Below are 20,335 nucleotides of genomic sequence, written 5' to 3'. Positions count from 1 at the left end.
GGTCGGGGGAGGTTATGTCATGAGCAAGTCAACGACTCAACGAATCACTGCTCGTTCTGGCCGTGGCACATCTTGTACTTACGACCAGAACCGCATGGGCACTGGGCGTTCTTGCCGGTTCCCGGGAAAGTGCGGCCATCCGCCCACGGAGAGTGGAGTTCCTCGCTCTTCGGACGCTTGTTGGCCGGGACCTTGCCTTCGGCGTGGCTGATCGGCTGCATGCCGACGATGCCCTTCTCGTTCTTCTGCTCGTCAGCCAGTTCATCGATGGTGGTCTTTTCGGCCTCGTCATCGGTCTCCGGCTCTGCAGGAGCGGATTCGCCGGTCGCGGCGGCTTCGCCGTCCAGACCCATTACGGCCTCGGCGGCGTTCACGGCCTCATCCTCATCGGATTCGGTCTCCTCGTCCTCGGTCATGGCCACGCGTTCGATGTCCACGTGGAACAGCAGCTGGATGGTTTCCTCCTTGATGGCTTCGATCATGGAGTTGTACATCTGGTAGCCTTCACGCTGGTATTCGACCAGCGGGTCGCGCTGGCCCATACCGCGCAGGCCGATGCCGTCCTTGAGGTAGTCCATCTCGTAGAGGTGTTCACGCCACTTGCGGTCGAGCACGGCGAGCACCACGCGGCGCTCGAGCTGGCGCAGGCCTTCGCTGCCGAGCTTGTCTTCGAAATCGGAGTACTGGTCCTTGGCGTCGGAGACGATGAGCTCCTTCAGGGCCTCAACGGCCTTGTCGCCCTTGAGCTTGTCGACGGCGTCCTTGGCCGCTTCCTGCTCCACGGCGATCGGGTACACGGAGGAGATGGCCTTGAACAGACCGTCCCAATCCCAATCGGCCGGCTTGTCGGAACCGTTGTTGGCGCCCTTGATGTAGCTCAGCACGGTGTCATCGATGAACTTGAGGATGTCCTCGTGGATGTCGGCGCCCTTCAGCACAGCCTGACGCTCCGCATAAATGACGGTGCGCTGCTTGTTCATCACGTCATCGTACTTCAGCACGTTCTTACGGATTTCGAAGTTACGCGATTCGACGGCCTTCTGTGCGGTGCGCACGCCCTTGGAAACGCTCTTGGCTTCGATCGGCTCGCCTTCCGGCATGCCCTTGGCCATGACACGCGCCACCAGCTGGGTGTTGAACAGACGCATCAGATCATCTTCGAGGGACAGGTAGAAACGGGATTCACCCGGATCTCCCTGACGGCCGGAACGGCCGCGCAGCTGGTTGTCGATACGGCGGGATTCGTGGCGCTCGGTGCCGAGCACGTACAGACCGCCGAGCTTGACGACTTCCTCATGCTCGTCCTTGACCTGGTCCTTGATTTCGGCCAAAGTGCCCGGCCAACGCTTCTCGTACTCGTCCGGAGTGTCATCCGGAGAATAGCCTTCGGACTTGAGCTTCGCATCGGCGAGGAACTCGACGTTGCCGCCGAGCATGATATCGGTACCACGGCCTGCCATGTTGGTGGCCACGGTGACGGCGCCCTTACGGCCTGCGACGGCCACAACGGCGGCTTCCTTGTCATGCTGCTTCGCGTTCAGCACCTGGTGAGGAATCTTGGCCACGTCAAGCAGAGAGGACACGACTTCGGAGGATTCCACGGATGCGGTACCCAGCAGGACCGGCTGGCCCTTCTTGTGGCGCTTGGCCACATCACGGACGATGGCGGCGAGCTTTTCCTTCTTGGTACGGAAGATCAAATCGTCCTTATCCTCGCGGATCATCGGCTTGTTGGTCGGAATCGGCAGCACGCCCAGCTTGTAGGTGCCCATGAATTCGGCGGCTTCGGTCTCTGCGGTACCGGTCATGCCTGCCAGCTTGTCGTACATGCGGAAGTAGTTCTGCAGGGTGATGGTGGCGAAGGTCTGGTTTTCGGCTTTGACCTCCACGCCTTCCTTGGCTTCGATGGCTTGGTGCAGACCCTCGTTGTAACGGCGGCCCGGCAGGATACGTCCGGTGTGCTCGTCGACGATGAGCACTTCGCCGCCGGTCACGACGTAGTCGCGGTCACGCAGGAACAGTTCCTTGGCCTTGATGGCGTTGTTCAGATAGCCGATCAATGCGGTGTTGTTCGGTTCGTACAGGTTGTCGATGCCGAGATAGTCCTCGACCTTGGTGATGCCCGGATCAAGGATGCCGACGACTTTCTTCTTTTCGTCGACCTCATAGTCCTCGTCACGGTTGAGCTTCAGAACCAGGCGCGCGAACTGGCGGTACCAGCGGGTCACGTCGCCCTCGGCCGGACCGGAGATGATCAACGGGGTACGAGCCTCATCGATAAGAATGGAGTCGACCTCATCGACGATGGCGTAGTGGTGGCCACGCTGTACGAGATCGAACTTCTCCCACGCCATGTTGTCGCGCAGGTAATCGAAGCCGAATTCGTTGTTGGTGCCGTAGGTGATGTCGGCGTTGTACTGCTTGCGACGCTCCGGCGGCTTCTGGTTGGTGATGATGCAGCCGGTGCTCATGCCGAGGAAGCGGTAGACACGGCCCATCAGCTCGGCCTGGTAGCTGGCCAGATAGTCGTTGACGGTGACGACGTGGACGCCCTGACCGTCGAGTGCGTTCAGGTAGGCCGGCAGCGTGGCCACAAGGGTCTTGCCTTCACCGGTCTTCATTTCGGCGATGTTGCCCCAGTGCAGAGCGGCGCCGCCCATGAGCTGCACGTCGAAGTGGCGCAGGCCCAAGGTTCGCTTGGAAGCTTCACGCACGGTGGCGAAGGCTTCCGGCATGAGCTTGTCAAGGGACTCGCCGTTTTCGATACGCTGCTTGAACTTGGCGGTCTGGCCCTTGAGCTCCTCGTCGTCAAGCGCCGCGATCTCGTCCTCCAAGGCGTTCGTCGCTTTGGCCACGTTCTCAAGCTTCTTGATCTGTCGGCCTTCACCCATGCGTAGGGCTTTGTCAACGATATCTACCACAATCACTCCCTTTGTGTATGGTGACTTTCCTCGATTGAGGATAGTCGCTTTCTCGCGATTTCCGAAAAGCTCCGTCCATTTTACGTAAGTTTTGACGTATCTTGTTTTTCGCATAAGAAAAGAGGCCCGCATGTATGACATGCGAGCCTCTTATCGTTCAGTTTTCAGCCATTAGCCATTACTTCTTGGCCACATTCTCCGGAGTGTCGATTTCGAAGACGCCGTAGCTCCAACCGTGACGGTGGTAAACGACGGATGGACGACCGGTTTCCTTGTTGACGAACAGGAAGAAGTCGTGACCGATCAGCTCCATCTCGTACAGGGCCTCGTCAATGGTCATCGGCTCGGCGATGTGCAGCTTGCGGCGGATGACGATTGGGGTGTCGCCGACCTGGACCTCGACGGATTCGCCAGGGCCGAGATCAGCGGAAACGGCGTCGGCCGGGCTATTGTTCGGCGCTTCCGGCTCCGGCTCCTCGACGACGACCGGCTCGACCGGGCCCAGATCGACCGGGACCGGATCGGTGTAGCCACGACGATGGTCCTTGCGGCGGTCGCGGGTACGGCGCAGACGAAGCGTCAGCTTGTCGAGAGCCAGATCGAGCGCGCTGAATTCGTCGGCGCTGGAGGCTTCGGCACGCACCACGGTACGACCTGCGATGACGGTGATCTCAACGCGCTTGGCGGTGTCGGCCTGACGCGGATTGCCCTCGTGGGACAGCACAATCTGGACACGCTGCGCATCCGGGGCGATAGCGGTCACACGATTCATCTTGCTTTCGACAACGTCACGGAACCTTTGCTTGATCTGCGTATGACGTCCGGTAACGACGATTTCCATGTGGACCTCCCTAGACTCAAGCGGTGTTAACCGCTATATACGGACCAACCAGCTGCATCGCTGCTTGGTAGTCATCATTGTATCCATAAGATTGGTGATTTGCTGGAAAACTCCCCGAGAAAACAAAAGTTTTTTTACGCTTTGCTTTCGACGATTCTCTTGCTATAGTTGTGCGTTTGAGACCTCTTGATGGCCGCGACCGATTTTGTCGGTTGAGGAACTTCCGGGCTCCATAGAGCACGATGGCGGATAACGTCCGCCCAGGGCGACCTGAGAGATAGCGCAGCAGAGAATAGACCGCCTTACCGGTTTCGGCCGGTGGGTAAGGGTGAAACGGCGGTGTAAGAGACCACCGGGCCGCTGGTGACAGTTGGCCGCATGGCAAGCCTCATCGGGAGCAAGGCCAAGCAGAAGGCGTTCGAGGACTGCTCGTCCGAAGCCTTCGGGTAGGCTGCTAGAGCCTGACGGCAACGCCAGGTCGAGATGGATGGCCATCCGTGCCGTTGGCACGACAGAACCCGGGGTATAAGAGGTCTCACTCTCCACTCTTTATGTTTTGAGGATTTCTTTACACCAGCCTCTTTATGAAACTGACGTCACGCCCTTGGTCAACGGTCGCCGTCAATCAAACAGTTCCTGTGCGATTTGGCGCAGAATCTCAGGATTATGGCCTTTTCTGCCGCCCGCGCTCCAGAAGCGGCGCCTACGTGCATCGCGTTCCAGACCGGCGGTTTTTCTCGCGGTTCTACGGCCTAATTCCCATGCGGCTTCAGTAAACACGCCGTAGGATTCCGCCTCATCACAAACCTGTTGGGCCAGCCTACGGTCGACGCCTTTCCGTGTAAGCTCAGCGACCGCGCCCCTACATCCCATAAGACGGGTCGCACAGTAGCGCACCGCGGATTGCGCGTAGGCTTCATCGTCAATCAGTTGAACCCTTGTCAGTCTTTCGATGACGTCGTCAACCACTTCAGAGGTATAGCCCTTACCAATCAGGCGCTCACGCAGTGCGCCGGAAGGTCGAGGCGCAGCGTCCAGCAATCGCAATGCGGCTTCCCTGCATGCGTCAAGATCATTTGGATCCTTTGCGGCAGTAGAATCGCCGTTCCCGACACGCCCAGCGTGTCGCGCGTGTCGTGGCGTTTTCGTCGCATTTGCGCTTCCAGCGAACAAACTGGAACGGTCAGGTTTCGTTCGACGGTTCCACCTCTGAACGTTCGTGCGTTCTGGATCCTCTGAAGAAAGGGCAAGGCCCCCAGTATCGGCCGACGCCGGCTGAAGGCCCTGTTCCTTAAGGAAACGTTCGGCGCTGATCATATGTCAGGCTTTGGCGGCTTTTGAAGTTTTGGACGTCTTACCATCATCCGGCGCGCCCGCGGCGTCCTCCGCCCCATCGTCCTCGGCGAACTGGTCGGTAGGTTTGATCAGACCGAATGCCGCCTTGACCTTGTTCTCGATTTCCTCTGTGAGTTCCGGATTGTCCTTGAGGAACTGACGCACGTTTTCGCGTCCTTGCCCCAGCTGGTCGCCCTCATAGGTGAACCACGAGCCAGACTTTTTGACGACGTTGGCCTGCAACGCCATATCAAGCACGGAACCTTCCTTGGAGATGCCCTCGCCGTACAGCACATCGAATTCGGCGGTCTTGAACGGCGGAGCCATCTTGTTCTTAACAACCTTGACCTTGGTACGGTTGCCGACAGCCTCATCACCGTTCTTAATGGTCTGGATACGGCGGATGTCCATACGTACGGACGCGTAGAACTTCAATGCCTTGCCGCCGGTGGTGGTCTCCGGATTACCGAAGAACACGCCAATTTTCTCACGCAACTGGTTGATGAAGATGGCGGTGGTACCGGCTTGCGCCAGCGCACCGGTCATCTTACGCAACGCCTGACTCATCAGGCGCGCCTGCAGGCCGACATGGCTGTCTCCCATCTCGCCTTCGATTTCCGCTTTCGGCACCAAGGCCGCGACGGAATCGATGACAATCACGTCAAGCGCGCCGGAACGAATCAGCATGTCGGCGATTTCCAATGCCTGCTCGCCATTGTCCGGCTGAGAGACGATCAACGAATCGGTGTCGACGCCCAGCTTACGGGCATAGACCGGATCGAGCGCATGCTCGGCATCGATGAATGCGGCCACACCGCCGGCCTTCTGGGCATTGGCCACCACATGCAGCGCCAATGTGGTCTTACCAGAGGATTCCGGTCCGTAAATCTCCACAATACGGCCTTTAGGCAGGCCGCCGATGCCTAATGCCATATCCAAAGCCAAGGATCCGGTCGGAATGACCTCGACATCCTGTTCCGGGCGGTCGCCAAGTCTCATGGCCGATCCCTTGCCGAAGCTTTTCTCGACCTGCGCGAGCGCTGTGTCGAGCGCGGCCTGACGGCGCGGATCGATTCCATTCGCGGACTTGTTCTGTGCGGCGTTCTTTGCCGCGCTCGTCTGTGCCATGACTACTCCTTGTTGTTGACCGAGACGAATGAATGGATTCACCGTAAAACCGCATCATCCATCTGCGCAAGTTCAATCGGCCATTGTGGTCGAAGAACATGCATTTCGACACGCCGAAGACCGCTTTCCCTTGAAATTCCAGCATTCTGAAACTTCGCGGCGAGCCGTTGACGACCTGCCTAATCCGTGCTTCTGTGGATAACTATACCCCATTATCCGAACATCTGTTCGAAATCGGTGTTTTGCGATAGCCGAACTCCGCCTAACGCACCGGCATTGGTGGCGCGTTATGGTCCTTTCCCCAACGTTTGGAGTCAGGAATGTTCATCTGGTCGCACAGAACGTTCCATACCACGCGGGGCTCCTCCCCCATTTCAAGCGCTTCGACGGCTGTCAGACCGTTCAATCGATCAAGCACTTGGTCGCGTGCGAGCGCGCGGCCATAGCTACGGCCGAGTACCTCTTCAAGCAACTGCCAAAATTCACGTTCCTGCACGCGCCCAAGTGTACACAGCAAGCGCAACCAAAAGAAAACGCCCGACGGAACAAGCCGCCGGGCGTTAGACGTCCAACAGGAATCAGATTGCGACGGAATCGAGATAATCGGCGACCATGCGCAGCATCTGCGCCGTGGAGACGCCCAACGATTGCGCAATCGAGCTCAGCAGCTCGGAGCTGGCCTCTTTTTGGCCACGCTCCACTTCGGAGAGGTAGCCCAACGACACTCCGGCCTTTTCGCTCACCTCACGCAACGTTTTGTGGTCATGGGTGCGCAGATCGCGCAGTACATGGCCGATGGCCTCGCGAAGCGATACCTCTCTGGGTTCGTCGGTGGTTTCCGTGGCTGCCGACATGGATCGTGCGGAAACGCGTTCCGCGTCTTCCTTCCGCCATATGCGGGTCAATGCGGCCTGGCGCTCGTCTTTGGCCTTTTTGGCCGCGCGGGCACGCAGCACCTGCTGCTGGGCGAACATCACCGCGCGGCGCTGGGCTGGGGTGAGTTCCCTGACGCGGGCGTTGCCGCTTTGCACCGTGGGAACCATCGCCTTGAGTTCCATCTGTTCCTTGGTGAGTGTCATCGTGTCCATGCCGCCAGCCCCTTTCGCTTTTCATACGTACGTCCACTATGGTCAACACCCATATTCGTGGATTATTCCTGTGAAAGTGCTGAAAGAGTCCTCAGTTTTTCCAGAATACATTGCACGGTTTCGTGCCGCACGGCTTCCCGATCACCCTTCAGACGCAGCTCATAAGCAGCTGTTTGACGCGCACGAATGCCATTGAAGCCACAGGGCAGGGAGCAGCCGATGTACACCAGGCCGGCAGGTTTGTCACCATCCGGTCCCGGCCCTGCAACACCGGTAGTGGCCAAGCCGATGACACAGTCTCCATCCTTGGTCTGTCGGTATAGTTGCGCGGTTCCCACAGCCATCTGCCGCGCCACTTCGGGGTGGACCGCCCCTTCTCGGGCCAGCAGGTCGGCATTCACGCCGAGAATCTTCGCTTTGGCGCGAATGTCGTAGGTCACCGCCGAGCCGAGGAACACTTTCGATGCGCCTGGTATGCGTACGAAGGCGTCGGCGAGTAGACCTCCCGTCAGCGATTCGGCGGCGGCGATTTTGAAATGGTTGGCTTCGCAATAGCGTAAAACGGCTGCGGCCAGCTCATCGCATTGCGATTGGCTGGCCGCAGCCGACGAATTTTCGGATTCGCCCATCGGGATTTACTTGGTTTCCTTTTCGGATTTTGCGGTCTTCTTACGTCCGCCGAACGTGTTGACGAGGTATTCGCCGCCCGAATACAGGCATAGAATCAACGCCAGGTAAATCAGGGCGTACGTGATCGTGTAATAAACGGTCATCCACAGCGGAGTGGTGTTCATGCCATCAGCGAGGCTCCACATCGGCAGCATGAGCATGGCAAGGCCGATGCACTGGCACAGGGTCTTGTACTTGCCGGCTTGGGATGCGGCGATGACCTTGCCGCCGGTGTCGATGATGAAGAAACGCATGATGGTGATGCCGATCTCACGGATGAGGAACAGCGCGGTCACGACCCAGCCGAGCACTGCGTTGCCGAATTCGTTGAAGATGGCGGCGACGATCAGCGTGCCGCAGGTGAGCAGCTTATCTGCGATTGGGTCCATGAGCTTGCCCAGTTCGGTGACCTGGTTATATTTGCGGGCCATCCAACCGTCGAGCTTATCGGTGCAGGCGGCGATGATGAAGATAATCGCCGCCACCCAGCGCATAGTCGTGTTTTTGGTACCCCATGCGCCTGCCATGACGTACAACGCCAGGAAGATGACGACCAGGACGATACGAGAGAAAGTGACGATGTTCGGCGGGGCGTTCCACCCGTCAAGCAGGGACGATTTGCGTTCTTCTTGCTTTTCCATACCGTTCACGTTACCCCGATACCACTACTTGGCGCAATGCGTGCGATTGTCGCGTTCCATCATCGCGTGTCCGCAGCGTCGGCCGGCTGGGTAGAACCTGCGGTAAGCGATGAGGTTTCGCCCTTGATGAAGGCGAGCACCTGCGGCAGATCCTGCGGTTGGACGAGCACTTCGCGAGCTTTGGAGCCTTCGGACGGACCGACCACACCACGCGATTCAAGCAGATCCATGAGTCGGCCGGCTTTGGCGAATCCGACACGCAGTTTGCGCTGCAGCATGGAGGTTGAGCCGAACTGCGTGCTGACCACCAGTTCCGCCGCCTGCAACAGCACGTCCATGTCGTTGCCGATGTCCTCATCCGGCTCGATGGCCTTCTTTTCGGCCTCCTTGGCCATCTCCTCGATATCCTCGCGATAATGCGGCTTGCGCTGGGTTCGCACGAACTCCACCGCGCGACGGATTTCGGACTCGTCGACCCATGCGCCCTGCACGCGGATCGGCTTGGCCTGGCCCATCGGCAGGAACAACGCGTCACCTTGGCCGATCAGCGTTTCCGCACCGGTGGCGTCGAGGATGACTCGCGAATCGGTGGCGGATGAGGTGGCAAAAGCAAGTCGGGACGGGATGTTGGCCTTGATCAAGCCCGTGACCACGTCAACGGACGGGCGCTGCGTGGCGAGCACCAGATGCACGCCGGCGGCTCGCGCGAGCTGCGTGATGCGCTGGATGGAGCTCTCCACGTCGTTCTTGGCCACCATCATAAGGTCGGCCATTTCATCGACGACCACGAGGATATACGGGTATGGTGCGACCTTGCGTTTGGAGCCTGCGGGCGCATGCACCTTGCCAGCGCGCACGGCAGCGTTGAAGTCCTTGATGTGGCGGAATCCGAAGAATTCGAGGTCGCTGTATCGTGCGTCCATCTCCTTGACCACCCATTCCAAAGCCTGCGCGGCCTTCTTCGGATCGGTGATGATCGGGGTGAGCAAATGTGGAATGCCCGCATAGGCGGACAGTTCGACTCGTTTAGGATCGACCATGATCATGCGGACCTGGTCAGGCGTGGCGCGCATGATCACGGAGGTGAGCATGGAGTTGATGAAGCTCGACTTGCCGGAGCCGGTGGCGCCAGCCACCAACAGGTGGGGCATCTTGGTCAGGTCGGCGGTCACGAAATGGCCTTCCACATCCTTGCCGACGCCGGTGAGCATCGGATTCGGATCGTTCCGGGCCTTGTCGGAGCGCAGCACGTCGCCCAGCACCACGGTTTCGCGATCGGAGTTCGGAATTTCGATGCCGATGGCGGATTTGCCTTCGATCACCGACAGGATGCGCACGTCGGAGCTGGCCACCGCGTAGGCGATGTTCTTCTGCAGGTTGGTGACCTTCTCGACCTTGACGCCAGGGCCAAGCTCCACCTCATACATGGTGACGGATGGTCCGCGCAGGAAGCCGATGACCTTCGCATCGACGTTGAACTGTTGGAAGGTACCGGTCAGCGCGCGGATCACACGATCGTTCTCCGGAGTGTGCGCGGCGTGCGGCGCGCCCTTCTTCAGAATGTTGAGGTCAGGCAGATGATACGGTCCCTCGGGAATGCCATCCGCCGCTTCCCCGTCAACGGCAGCAGCCGGCATATCGTCAAGGACCTCGCCGGTCGCGGCATCCACCATGACTTCCTTGCCGCTGGAGGTGCCGTCCTCGTCGATGACGGCCCATGGGTCGCTTGGAGCGACGCCAACCGGCTTGATTTCGCTGGACGGCACCGGCTCGGCGACGCTGGGCATGGTGCCGCTCGCGGTGCCGATCGGCGCGGACGAGAAGGAGCGTCCGCGACCGTTCTGTGGCATGGCCGTGGTGCCGGACGGTGCAGCGGCGGAATAATCATCTGAATCATAATCATCGGCACGATAATCGTCCGAAGAAATGCTGCGTGGCGAATCGACCTGTTGGTACGGCTCGTCGACGATGGTTTCTGCGGTCTGTCCGTGCCGTTCGGCGGCATTAAGAAACGCTTCGTCGCCGGCGTAATGGTCAAGGTCGCCATCATCGACGTTCTTGCTCTTATGGGATGCGAAGCGTTGCTTCATACGCGTAAGGAAGCCCGGCCTATCGTCGTTTTCTCCATCCGCATCGGTGCCGTCGTGGGCGGGAACGCCTTCGGCGAAGGCGAGTGTCGTGTCCCCAACGCGTACTTCGTTCGGGAACTGTTCGGCCTCATCGTCAATGTCATCACGGTTTTTCGGCGTTCCAACAAACTTGGCCGCCAGAGCCTTCGCCTTGTCCGGTATCTGCGTGACCCGGGTATGGGTGATCAACAGCAACGAAAACAGGATGACGACTACGAAAATCGCAATGGAAAAGCCTTTGGAAAGCCCCCACGCCAACGGACAGCCAAGCACATAGCCAAGCAGGCCGCCTGCCCGTTGCAGCAAAGACATATCGAACTTCTGGGAGTCGGAGGCAATCGCCGCGTCAAGAATAGAGCAGACGGACCAGAGGATCATGAACCATCCGAGGGCCATATGGAGGTTCTCATCCTTGTTTTGCGTCTTGCGCATCAGACTGAACACCACAAGCGCCAGGAATACCGGCAGAATCACGCTGGTCAATCCGAACAGTCCGGAGGCCATGGCATGTAGGACCTGTCCGAAAGCGCCCTGGACACGGAACCATTCGGATGCGCAGAACAGCACCGCGAGAATGGCCATGATGAAACATGCGATGTCGCGGCGATATTTACGCAGTATGCCGGCGATCGGCGAGGAATCGACCTCGTCCATGACTTTGGTATCGCCGGAACGCGATTTGCCTGCGGAACCCTTGCCGCCTGATTTCGGGTTGGAAGATGCTGTTCGTGCCATAACAGAACTTGATTTTACCGATGTCCGACGTCATGACACGGCATTAACCAAATCGAACAATTATTCGAACTTAATCGAACATGCTTTTTCAGCGAATCAAACATTGTTAAGCGTTTATTCAGCGCTGTAACTGAAATACAAGCAATTCCGGCGGAACACGCCCTCGTGCACTTAAACGATTAAATAACTAGCGCGGATATTAACGCGCTTAATCCCAATGTTGGGGTGCGCGTGGAACATCAAGGAAGATAAGTGAAGGACCATGAAAACCACAGTCACCAAACTGCTGGCAACGGTTGCGGCGACATCGACCATTTTTGGCATGAGCACCCTCCCAGCCTTTGCTGCAGAAGGAAAATCGGCATCCAATGGCAACTCCGTGAACATCAGCGACGTCAACGCCACAGCAGAAACCCGCGCCTTGTTCGACAAGTTGAAAAACAGCGGAAAAGGAGATCTTCGTTTCGGACAGCAGCACACCACCGACGAGAACATAAGCTCAAGCGCTTCACAGGGAGACGTCTATGAGATGACCGGAAAATACCCGGCCGTCTTCGGTTGGGACGCCGGTCTTGCGCTGCGCGGCGCGGAGAAGCCTGGATCAGGTGCCGACAAGAACGCCAACGCCAAGGCGCTCGCCCAGAACATCACCGATGCGGACAGCAAAGGCGCCATCGTGACACTGTCCGCACACTGGTACAACCCCAGGCACCGGCAAGGATTTCAACGACACCACTGCCGTTGCTTCCGAACTGCTTCCCGGCGGCAAATACTCCGACACCTTCAACAAGGAGCTCGACGCCATCGCCGCCACCGCGCAGCAGGCCAAACGCAGCGACGGCACATTGATTCCAATCATCTTCCGTCCACTGCACGAGAACAATGGCAGCTGGTTCTGGTGGGGCGCCACGCATGCTTCCGCTAGTGAATACAAGGAACTGTACCGCTACATCGTTGACTATCTGCGTGACGTCAAAGATGTGCACAATCTGCTTTATGCCTACTCCCCCGGCGGCGTATTCAACGGTGATTCCACTGATTATCTCGCCACCTACCCGGGCGACCAGTGGGTGGACGTACTCGGTTATGACGAATACGACTCCGATGATTCCGCAGACGATTCCAGCGCATGGATCAACACTGTGGTCAAGGATATGAAGATGGTTTCCGACCAAGCTTCGCAGCGTGGCAAAATCGTGGCGCTCACCGAATTCGGACGTTCCGGCGACCGCAAGTTCAAGGAATCCGGCACCGGAGACAAGGACACCAAGTTCTTCTCCGAACTTGCCGAAGCACTTGCCGAAAACGTGCCAAGCACCGCATATATGATGACTTGGGCCAACTTCGGTGGAGGTGGAGACAATTTCCAGGCGTATACGCCGTGGAAGGGCTCCGACGGCGAAGCCGATTTCAAGGCGTTCGCGGACAGCAACAAGAACCTCATGGCCTCCAAGGACAACGTCGACTATTCGAACGCCCCGGCAGCCGCCATGCAAAATGGCTCCGCGCGTATCGTCACTCCAGTGGACGGCAATCGTGTGACCGACACCAAGGTGGTCGTCCGGGTCAAGACCGAAGGTGTGAAATACTCCGACCTTGATCTTAATTCCGCCATCGTGACCACCGATCGAGGCCAGAACGTCAAACTCAAGTATTCCTGCAATGGATATTTCACGGGCATACTGGATTTGAACGCGGCCGGTATCAATCTTGACCAGTCCAAACTCACTTTGACTCCGCAGGTCAAGACCAAGGACGGCAAGACACTCGCAGCGGCCGACGGCAACGGTTCCGTCACAGTAAAACTGGTGCCAAACCAGAGCAGACGGTAGACAACGTGGAGGACTTCGACTCCTATGACAACGAAGCCGAATTACAGTCCGTCTATTCGCCGAGCCACAGCACGAAATCGAATCTCACGCTGGTGGACATCCCCGAGGACAATGGCACCAAGGCCGGTAACATCCACTATGATTTCGTGAGCTATCCGGAGTATAACGGCTTCCAGCGTTCCCATACGCCGAAGCAGGACTGGTCCGGCTTCTCCAAGCTGAACATGTTCCTCAAGGCCGACGGTTCGGATCACAAGTTTGTGGTGCAGGTCAATGCCGGCGGCGTGACCTTCGAAGCCTATCCGAAGATCGATGGCACGGACGGACACGTCGTCTCACTGAACTTCGGTGACGCCGACGGCAACGGAGGCGACTTCGCACCGGCATCCTGGGACACCGCGCATGCGGGCATGAAACTCTCGCAGAAGCTGCTGTCCAAAGTCGGTTCGTTCGCCCTGTACATCAACGACAATGGCGGCAACCGTCCGAAGAGCGGCGATTTGACGCTCGACTCCATCAAGCTCGACGGCAAACGCGACGCTTACGCGCCGAACACCAATCCGACGCCGGGCAACACAGCCAAAGCGCAATCCGTGGATGATTTCTCAGGCTATTCGGATGATGCCGCAGCACAATCGGCTTGGGGCAACCGCGGACATACGGAAGTCCTATCCCTCGATGAAGGCCCGACCGATGGGTCCAAGGCGCTTCGCTTCAAGTACGACTTCTCCAATGGAGGCTGGTACGATGTGGCGAAATATCTTGACGGCGCGAACTGGTCCGGCGAATCCGTATTGGCTTTCCAAGTCAAGGGGGATGGTTCCGACAACGCCATCGGCCTGCAGATCGGCACAAGCGATGGCAAATACTTCCTCGCCAGCGTCAAACTTGACTTCACCGGCTGGAAGCAGATTGAGATTCCATTGGTCGATAACGCCAATCTGACCCAATCCTGGCCGGAGGACGCCAATAAAGACAATCCGATGACCGAAGATGATCTGGCCTCCATCAAGGAACTGGTGTTCGCCTCCCAGCAATGGAATAGCGAAAGCGATGGGCTTGATTCCTCCATCGCCGATATCAAGGTCGAGCCCGCCGAGAATACGTCCAACGAGCAAACCCCGAAGGACGAAAGCAAAACCGAGGTCAAGGCCGACAAGGAGCAGGAACAGTCCGAGGACACCTCCGCGGATGTGACCGCCCAAGATCCGGCCACTTGCCCGATTTCAGACGAAGATTCCAAGGGCTCGACCGGCAATACGACGGTTACGGTCAAGCCCACGCCCGACACCAAGGAACCGGCCGACAACACCGGCAAAGATGGCCTGTCCCGCACCGGTTCAAACATAATCTCTGCCATTGCTGCCGTGGCCGTACTGCTGCTGGGCGGCTGCGCCATGCTGATCGCACGCAAGCGGAAGGGAGGCGATATCGAATAGTCCAATAGGAATGAACTTTCTCACGTAGGACATTACAAAACGGGAGTCCCGCAATCCAACTGGTTGCGGGACCCCCGCCCGTATTTCCGCAGAACCCTGCAAAAAGAGGCTCCGCAGTGATGAATCATTTAGGCGATATCGCCAAGATGATGCTGCGTGTACGCATCCGCCTGCGCGTCGATCGCGTCGTAATCGCCGGCGTCGGCATGCTCGATGATGGCCATGGCATTGCCCAGCAGCGCGGGGTTGAGAGCCTGCAGCCAGTGGATACGCGGATCGCGGCCAAACCATCCCATCTGTTTGCGTGCCAGACGCTTCGTCTTCTGCGCGATGCTCATGAACGTGTCATTTAAATCGCACAGGCCATCCAAATAGTCGACAACCTGCTGGTATCCAAGAGCCTTGCCTGCGGTGATGCCAAGCCGGGGACGGATACGCTCCACTTCCTCGACGAAACCGTTCTCCAGCATCTGCTTGGTACGGATGTCGATGCGGCGGTCAAGTTCCTCACGCGGCAAATCAAGGCCGATCTGCACGGTGGGAATCACATACCGGTAATGCGGCAGGCTCGCCGAATACGGCCGGCCCGTCACTTCGATGACCTCAAGCGCGCGGATGGTGCGTCGAGGATTGTGCGGATCCATGCGGGCCGCGGCTTCGGGATCCTTTGTCTTGAGCTCGTCGAACAGCGCACCGGCGCCTTCGACCTTTTCACGTTCCTCGAGGCGTTTGCGCACCTCTGGGTCAGTGCCAGGAAAGGAAATGTCGTCGATGGCGGCACGGGCGTACAGACCGGAACCGCCCACGAGGATAGGGCGCACTCCCCTGGCCTGCAGTTCGGCGATTTTGGCGCGGGCGATCTCCTGGAAACGTGCCACGGACATGGCGTCGTCCGGTTCGATGATGTCGATCAGGTGGTGCCTGACCTCGGCCTGTTCCTCAGGACTCGCCTTGGCGGTGCCGATATCCATGCCCTTGTACATCTGGTAGGCATCGGCGTTGACGATTTCCGCCTGCTCGCCCTTGGCCTCCAACGCCTTGGCAATGGCGATGCCAAGCCCCGTCTTGCCGGACGCAGTGGGACCGACGATGGACACGACCTTACGGGTTTCGGGCTTGCTTTCAGTGGCGGACGGCATAGGTTTGCCCCGCTTCCGGATTCGGATCGGCGATGAGATTGTGGCGTCCCGCATGGGTGACGGTGGCGGTCACGAAATCACCCACCTGCGGCATCGACTCGCCTTCCGGCACGCCGACATGCACGAGCACGCCGGTTTTCTCACGTCCGGTAACACGATGGGTGGCGGCATCCTTCTTGCCGGATGCGCCGGTGACCATCACCTCGACGTCACGGCCTTCGAAAGTCTTGAGATTCTCTTCGGTGATACGTTCCTGCAGCGCCACAAGACGTTCGAATCTGTCCTGCACCACGTCATGCGGAACCTGCTCCATCTCAGCCGCCGGCGTGCCGGGACGCGGCGAGTAGATGAACGTGAACGCGGAAGCGAATCGCGCCTCCTCCACCACGCGCAGGGTTTCCTGGAAGTCCTCCTCCGTTTCGCCGGGGAAGCCGACGATGATGTCGGTGGAAATCTGCGCGTCCGGCATGGCCTCGCGAATCTTGCGCAGAATGTCGAGGAACTTGGCGGAACGGTAGGAGCGGCGCATCGCACGAAGAATCCTGTCGGAACCCGACTGCAACGGGAAATGCAGCTGGTGCATGACGTTCGGCGTCTCGGCCATTGCTGCGATCACGTCGTCGGTGAAGGCCGCGGGATGCGGCGAGGTGAATCGTACGCGTTCCAAACCGTCAATCTCGCCGCACGCGCGCAGCAGCTTGGAGAAGGCAAACCGGTCGCCGATGCCGTAGCCGAAGGAGTTCACATTCTGGCCCAGCAACGTGACTTCCTTGGCGCCTTCGTCCACGCATTGGCGGATTTCGGCGAGGATGTCTCCGGGACGGCGGTCATGTTCCTTGCCGCGCGTGGTCGGCACGATGCAGAAGGTGCAGGTGTTGTTGCAGCCTACGGAGATGGCCACCCAGCTCGACACCTTCGACGCACGGTCGGTTGGCAGCTGGCTTGGGAAGTAGTTGAGTTCCTCCTGCACCTTCACCTGCGCATGGCCTTCGATGCGGGCCTGGTCGAGCAGCTGAGGCAGGGATCCGATGTTCTTGGTACCGAACACGGCGTCGACCCACGGGGCTTTTTTCGCGATCTTCTCACGGTCGAGCTGCGCCATGCAGCCGCCGACCGCGATCTGCAGGTTCGGGCGTTCCCTCTTCAATTCGGCCCACAGTCCGATGGTGCCGTACATGCGTTCGGCGGCGTTTTCGCGCACCGCGCAGGTGTTCATGACGATCAGGTCGATGTCATGGTTGAGATACTGTTCCTCGGTGGCGGGCACGTAGCCGTCGGCCTCAAGCACGCCGGCGATGCGTTCGGAATCATGCACATTCATCTGGCATCCGAGCGTATGCACGTAGAACACGCCCTTGCCACGCGTGGGGGTATCGTTCGCCGCCGGTTCGGCCAGTTTCGAGGCGCGCTCCGCCTCGGTCATCATGTCTTCATTCATAACGCACCATGCTATCGGCAGGGCGGCACAGGCGTTTCGGAACGCGGGAACGCCCCGTTCTCGGCGCAATCGCAGGGCATTGACCCTCTTCGATACACAGCATACGTTCAGTTTTGCGGAAAGCGAGGCGGTACACTGTTCTTCCGTGATACTTGACAGGCAAAATCGAATTAACACCACCGAATTGCAGATGCGTCTGAAGAACGTCGACGTCGGCGAGGGATCCCTTTCCCCCGAACAGATCACCGAGTTCATCGACCAGATGCAGGTGTATGAGGGTGCGATGTACGAGATCAGCACCAAATTGGAGATTCTTGACTCGGAATTCCAGGTGCGCTTCTCCCATAATCCAATTCACCATATGGAACGCCGTCTCAAATCGCTTAACTCGATCCTCGGCAAGCTGCAGCGCCGCAACCTGCCGTTGACCGTCGACGCCATCAAGGACAACCTGTTCGACGTGGCGGGCGTACGCGTGATCTGCAACTACCGCGACGACGTGTATTCCGTGGCGAATTATCTGTCCGCGCAAAGCGACATCCAAGTGCTGCGTGTCAAGGATTACATCAAGAACCCGAAGCAGAACGGTTACCGTTCGCTGCATGTCATCTACGCGGTGCCGGTGTTCCTGTCATCCGGACCGCACTACACGCCGGTAGAGGTTCAGCTACGCACCATCGCCATGGATTATTGGGCGAGCCTGGAGCATGCGCTGCGGTATAAGACGGATCTGCCGGACGCGAAGCTTGCCGAGCATTCGCAGACGCTGTTGGATTGCGCGCGCAGCCTGCAGAACATCGAGACGCAGATGCAGAACATCCATCGCGACATCAACAGCGCCCCGCGTGTGGGTGAGGCGCCGCAGGCGGACTGATGTTTTCGGAAAATGGCGATTGACGGACAAATCATTGCCTGTCAATCGCCATTTTTCGACGATATCGAACGTTATTCGCGCTTACGCAGCAATCGTGGTATTTTCACCGGAACCTGTGCGAGCACGGTGCCGATGAAGATCAGCGCGCAGCCGATGTAGGCTCGTGTGGTCATGACTTCGCCGAGCAGCAACGCGCCGCCCACCGCGGAGAAGAACGATTCGAGCGACATGATCACGGCCGCGCGCGACGGCGGCACCAGCTGCTGTCCGACCACCTGCAACGTGTATGCCACGCCGGCCGAGCCGATGCCGGCGTACACGATGGGAAACCAGCTTTGCATGGCGCCGGCCCAGTCGATGGAGCCTTCGCATAGGGAGCCGATCCAGCTCAGCAGCGCAGTGGTGGAAATTTGTCCGAAGGACAGCAGAATCGGATCCATCTTCTGTCCGAACGTGTCGATGACGAGAATATGGCCTGCGAATAGAACCGCAGTGGACAACAGCACCACGTCGGCAAGGGTGATCGAGCCGAATCCGTCGGTGATGCACAGCAGATAGAAGCCGACCACGGCGATGGCAACGCTGACGATGACGTTCATGGTCACGCGGCGGCGCAGAATAAGGAAGGCGAGCAGCGGCGTCATGACGATGTAGAGCGCCGTGATGAAGCCGGAACGGCCTGCGGAACCGGAATAGAGGATGCCGTATTGTTGGACGGTGCTGGCGGTGAACAATACGATGCCGCAGATGACGCTGACGACCACGGGATTGCCCAGGCATTTCGGCATGGCCACGGTTATACCGTTGCCAAGCGTGACGGTTGGACACTCATTCGATTCACGGCGTCGGCGTTCCTGTTCGGCGATGCCTCGACGGCGGAACCACAGCAACGGTATTAATGACAGCGCGCCCAATGTGAATCGTGTGGCCCCGAAGAACAGGGGGCTCATGGAGGCCATGCCCTGCACTTGGGATACGAATGCGAAGCCCCAGATCATAGCCGTCAGAACAAGGCAGGCCATGCCGCCAATCTCTTTCCTCTGCATGACCCACTACCCTATGGCACGTTTTTCGCCGACAGAAAAGCCTGACCATATTCTGGTCAGGCTTTGTTTGAGGGTTCAGCGCAGAGGACGTCGCGGGATTTTTCAGTCGCGATCGCCGAAGAGCTGGAGAATATACAGGAACATGTTGATGAAGTCCAGATACAGGTTCAGCGCGCAGATGATGGAGACCTTCTTGACCATGTCCTCACCCTGGCCTGCGTACTGGGCGAACAGCGCGCGAGTAGCCTGGGCGTCGTAGACGGTCATGCCGGCGAACAGCACGAGGCCGATGGCGGAAATAACCATCAGCATGGTCTGTCCGGGAGCGAAGATCATAAGCAATACTTCGGCGACGATCAGCACGATGAGGCCGACCAGCAGAATCGGACCGGCTTTGAGCATGTTGACCTTGGTGGTCATGCCCAGCATGGTGAGCGCGAAGAAGAAGCCGGCGCACAACGCCAGGGAGATGCCGATGGTGCCAAGATCATACGCCATGAAAATGGTGCTTAGCGAGAAGCCCATGATCGCGGCATACACGTAGAACATGACGCGTGCGGTGCTCGGCTTGATCTTTTCAATGCGGGCGCCAAGATAGATGGCGATCACGATTTCGACGACGAACGGCGCCCAAGCGCCAATGACGCCAAGCGACTGGATGAGCGCGATGTAGGCACCGGTGGCTTGGGTGAGGATGGCCACAGCCGCGGTGACGAGCAGGCCGATGGTCATCTCACCGTAGGCACGGGTGACGGAAGCATGTTCGGCACGCTCATAGGAGTATGTCGCCTGAGCCGGAATGGTGGCCGCCGGAGCGCCCTGCGCATACATGTTCTGCGGCGCGTACTGGTATTGGTTCTGACCGTACGGATTCTGGCTGTACTGCCCGTACGAATTCTGGTTCGGATTGTATTGGTTCTGCCCATACGGCTGGCCGTTGAATCCATTGGCGTTGTTGCCTTGGGGCTGCTGACCGAATGTCATAATCGCTCCTTAACTCGATTACGCATCACAGTACGGTACTTTTCTGACTATTTCATGAGAGCCCACGTCTTACGGTGCCGAGCTGAAACTACCGGC

16 protein-coding genes, 1 other RNA gene and 1 pseudogene are annotated in these 20,335 nt (G+C 58.6%); 5 read left to right on the top strand and 13 right to left on the bottom strand.

Annotated features, from left to right (window positions below; genetic code table 11):
- Positions 1–44: 44 nt before the first annotated feature.
- Positions 45–2,921 (bottom strand): preprotein translocase subunit SecA, encoded by a 2,877-nt coding sequence (gene secA / locus KSX58_RS02725; RefSeq protein ID WP_085380407.1) that lies wholly within the window; start codon positions 2,919–2,921, stop codon positions 45–47.
- A gap of 178 nt (positions 2,922–3,099) precedes the next feature.
- Positions 3,100–3,762: a ribosome-associated translation inhibitor RaiA gene (raiA, locus tag KSX58_RS02720; protein WP_003810589.1), complete on the bottom strand. Its 663-nt coding sequence runs from the start codon at positions 3,760–3,762 to the stop codon at positions 3,100–3,102.
- 177 nt (positions 3,763–3,939) lie between these two features.
- Between raiA and rnpB the strand changes: the two genes are divergently transcribed.
- An RNA gene (rnpB, locus tag KSX58_RS02715) (RNase P RNA component class A) lies at positions 3,940–4,304 on the top strand.
- 79 nt (positions 4,305–4,383) lie between these two features.
- Here rnpB and KSX58_RS02710 read toward each other — a convergent pair.
- The 7 genes from KSX58_RS02710 to KSX58_RS02680 all read right to left on the bottom strand — a co-directional run bounded on the left by KSX58_RS02710 (position 4,384) and on the right by KSX58_RS02680 (position 11,487).
- Positions 4,384–5,079, bottom strand: a complete 696-nt coding sequence (locus KSX58_RS02710; protein ID WP_003810591.1) for a regulatory protein RecX — start codon at positions 5,077–5,079, stop codon at positions 4,384–4,386.
- Between the two features lie 3 nt (positions 5,080–5,082).
- Positions 5,083–6,225: a recombinase RecA gene (recA, locus tag KSX58_RS02705; RefSeq protein WP_003810592.1), complete on the bottom strand. Its 1,143-nt coding sequence runs from the start codon at positions 6,223–6,225 to the stop codon at positions 5,083–5,085.
- Positions 6,226–6,487: 262 nt separating this feature from the next.
- The gene (locus KSX58_RS02700; RefSeq protein WP_033499690.1) at positions 6,488–6,721 is read right to left on the bottom strand and encodes a DUF3046 domain-containing protein; all 234 of its coding nucleotides are present in this window, start codon (positions 6,719–6,721) and stop codon (positions 6,488–6,490) included.
- 82 nt (positions 6,722–6,803) lie between these two features.
- Positions 6,804–7,313 carry a helix-turn-helix domain-containing protein gene (locus KSX58_RS02695; protein WP_217752035.1) on the bottom strand — a complete coding sequence of 170 codons (510 nt, stop codon included), beginning with the start codon at positions 7,311–7,313 and terminating at the stop codon, positions 6,804–6,806.
- 62 nt (positions 7,314–7,375) lie between these two features.
- Positions 7,376–7,942: a CinA family protein gene (locus tag KSX58_RS02690; RefSeq protein WP_217752034.1), complete on the bottom strand. Its 567-nt coding sequence runs from the start codon at positions 7,940–7,942 to the stop codon at positions 7,376–7,378.
- 6 nt (positions 7,943–7,948) lie between these two features.
- Positions 7,949–8,623 carry a CDP-diacylglycerol--glycerol-3-phosphate 3-phosphatidyltransferase gene (gene pgsA, locus KSX58_RS02685; RefSeq protein WP_151905441.1) on the bottom strand — a complete coding sequence of 225 codons (675 nt, stop codon included), beginning with the start codon at positions 8,621–8,623 and terminating at the stop codon, positions 7,949–7,951.
- Between the two features lie 59 nt (positions 8,624–8,682).
- Positions 8,683–11,487: a DNA translocase FtsK gene (locus KSX58_RS02680; protein WP_117836941.1), complete on the bottom strand. Its 2,805-nt coding sequence runs from the start codon at positions 11,485–11,487 to the stop codon at positions 8,683–8,685.
- Between the two features lie 262 nt (positions 11,488–11,749).
- On the opposite strand from KSX58_RS02680, the pseudogene KSX58_RS10370 reads away from it, so the two are divergent.
- The 3 genes and pseudogenes from KSX58_RS10370 to KSX58_RS10355 form a co-directional block, all read left to right on the top strand.
- Positions 11,750–12,199 (top strand): annotated as a pseudogene (locus KSX58_RS10370) (glycosyl hydrolase); the annotation flags it as partial.
- A 40-nt stretch (positions 12,200–12,239) separates the two neighbouring features.
- Positions 12,240–13,319 carry a glycoside hydrolase family 26 protein gene (locus KSX58_RS10365; protein ID WP_254882470.1) on the top strand — a complete coding sequence of 360 codons (1,080 nt, stop codon included), beginning with the start codon at positions 12,240–12,242 and terminating at the stop codon, positions 13,317–13,319.
- Between the two features lie 5 nt (positions 13,320–13,324).
- Complete coding sequence (locus KSX58_RS10355) at positions 13,325–14,758, top strand: carbohydrate binding domain-containing protein (protein ID WP_249746602.1); 1,434 nt, start codon at positions 13,325–13,327, stop codon at positions 14,756–14,758.
- Between the two features lie 128 nt (positions 14,759–14,886).
- Here KSX58_RS10355 and miaA read toward each other — a convergent pair whose 3' ends face one another.
- Together miaA and miaB are read right to left on the bottom strand one after the other, a co-directional pair.
- A complete protein-coding gene (gene miaA / locus KSX58_RS02670) occupies positions 14,887–15,897 on the bottom strand; it encodes a tRNA (adenosine(37)-N6)-dimethylallyltransferase MiaA (protein ID WP_035010731.1) in 1,011 nt (336 codons plus the stop codon).
- On the bottom strand, positions 15,881–17,335 hold the full coding sequence (gene miaB / locus KSX58_RS02665) for a tRNA (N6-isopentenyl adenosine(37)-C2)-methylthiotransferase MiaB (protein WP_033499694.1): 1,455 nt from the start codon (positions 17,333–17,335) through the stop codon (positions 15,881–15,883). Before miaB ends, miaA begins: the two co-directional genes overlap by 17 nt.
- A gap of 190 nt (positions 17,336–17,525) precedes the next feature.
- Between miaB and KSX58_RS02660 the strand changes: the two genes are divergently transcribed.
- Positions 17,526–18,209: a GTP pyrophosphokinase family protein gene (locus KSX58_RS02660; RefSeq protein WP_021913827.1), complete on the top strand. Its 684-nt coding sequence runs from the start codon at positions 17,526–17,528 to the stop codon at positions 18,207–18,209.
- A 71-nt stretch (positions 18,210–18,280) separates the two neighbouring features.
- On the opposite strand, the gene KSX58_RS02655 is transcribed toward KSX58_RS02660, so the two are convergent.
- Positions 18,281–19,255: a DMT family transporter gene (locus KSX58_RS02655; protein ID WP_038444633.1), complete on the bottom strand. Its 975-nt coding sequence runs from the start codon at positions 19,253–19,255 to the stop codon at positions 18,281–18,283.
- 102 nt (positions 19,256–19,357) lie between these two features.
- Entirely contained in the window at positions 19,358–20,239 is an 882-nt protein-coding gene (locus KSX58_RS02650) for a Bax inhibitor-1/YccA family protein (RefSeq protein ID WP_003810620.1), read from the bottom strand.
- Positions 20,240–20,335: the final 96 nt, after the last annotated feature.

The organism is Bifidobacterium sp. MSK.17.10 (assembly GCF_019129655.1).
GTDB lineage: Bacteria > Actinomycetota > Actinomycetes > Actinomycetales > Bifidobacteriaceae > Bifidobacterium > Bifidobacterium adolescentis.
This window is presented reverse-complemented; position numbering and strand designations above follow the sequence as displayed.

What these genes read in the sequence shown, in the direction of transcription:
- raiA (WP_003810589.1), bottom strand. Translation starts at nt 3,762, where the DNA reads ATGGAAATCGTCGTTACCGGACGTCATACGCAGATCAAGCAAAGGTTC.
- KSX58_RS02710 (WP_003810591.1), bottom strand. Translation starts at nt 5,079, where the DNA reads ATGATCAGCGCCGAACGTTTCCTTAAGGAACAGGGCCTTCAGCCGGCG.
- recA (WP_003810592.1), bottom strand. Translation starts at nt 6,225, where the DNA reads ATGGCACAGACGAGCGCGGCAAAGAACGCCGCACAGAACAAGTCCGCG.
- KSX58_RS02695 (WP_217752035.1), bottom strand. Translation starts at nt 7,313, where the DNA reads ATGGACACGATGACACTCACCAAGGAACAGATGGAACTCAAGGCGATG.
- KSX58_RS02690 (WP_217752034.1), bottom strand. Translation starts at nt 7,942, where the DNA reads ATGGGCGAATCCGAAAATTCGTCGGCTGCGGCCAGCCAATCGCAATGC.
- pgsA (WP_151905441.1), bottom strand. Translation starts at nt 8,623, where the DNA reads ATGGAAAAGCAAGAAGAACGCAAATCGTCCCTGCTTGACGGGTGGAAC.
- KSX58_RS02680 (WP_117836941.1), bottom strand. Translation starts at nt 11,487, where the DNA reads ATGGCACGAACAGCATCTTCCAACCCGAAATCAGGCGGCAAGGGTTCC.
- miaA (WP_035010731.1), bottom strand. Translation starts at nt 15,897, where the DNA reads ATGCCGTCCGCCACTGAAAGCAAGCCCGAAACCCGTAAGGTCGTGTCC.
- miaB (WP_033499694.1), bottom strand. Translation starts at nt 17,335, where the DNA reads ATGAATGAAGACATGATGACCGAGGCGGAGCGCGCCTCGAAACTGGCC.
- KSX58_RS02660 (WP_021913827.1), top strand. Translation starts at nt 17,526, where the DNA reads ATGCGTCTGAAGAACGTCGACGTCGGCGAGGGATCCCTTTCCCCCGAA.
- KSX58_RS02655 (WP_038444633.1), bottom strand. Translation starts at nt 19,255, where the DNA reads ATGCAGAGGAAAGAGATTGGCGGCATGGCCTGCCTTGTTCTGACGGCT.
- KSX58_RS02650 (WP_003810620.1), bottom strand. Translation starts at nt 20,239, where the DNA reads ATGACATTCGGTCAGCAGCCCCAAGGCAACAACGCCAATGGATTCAAC.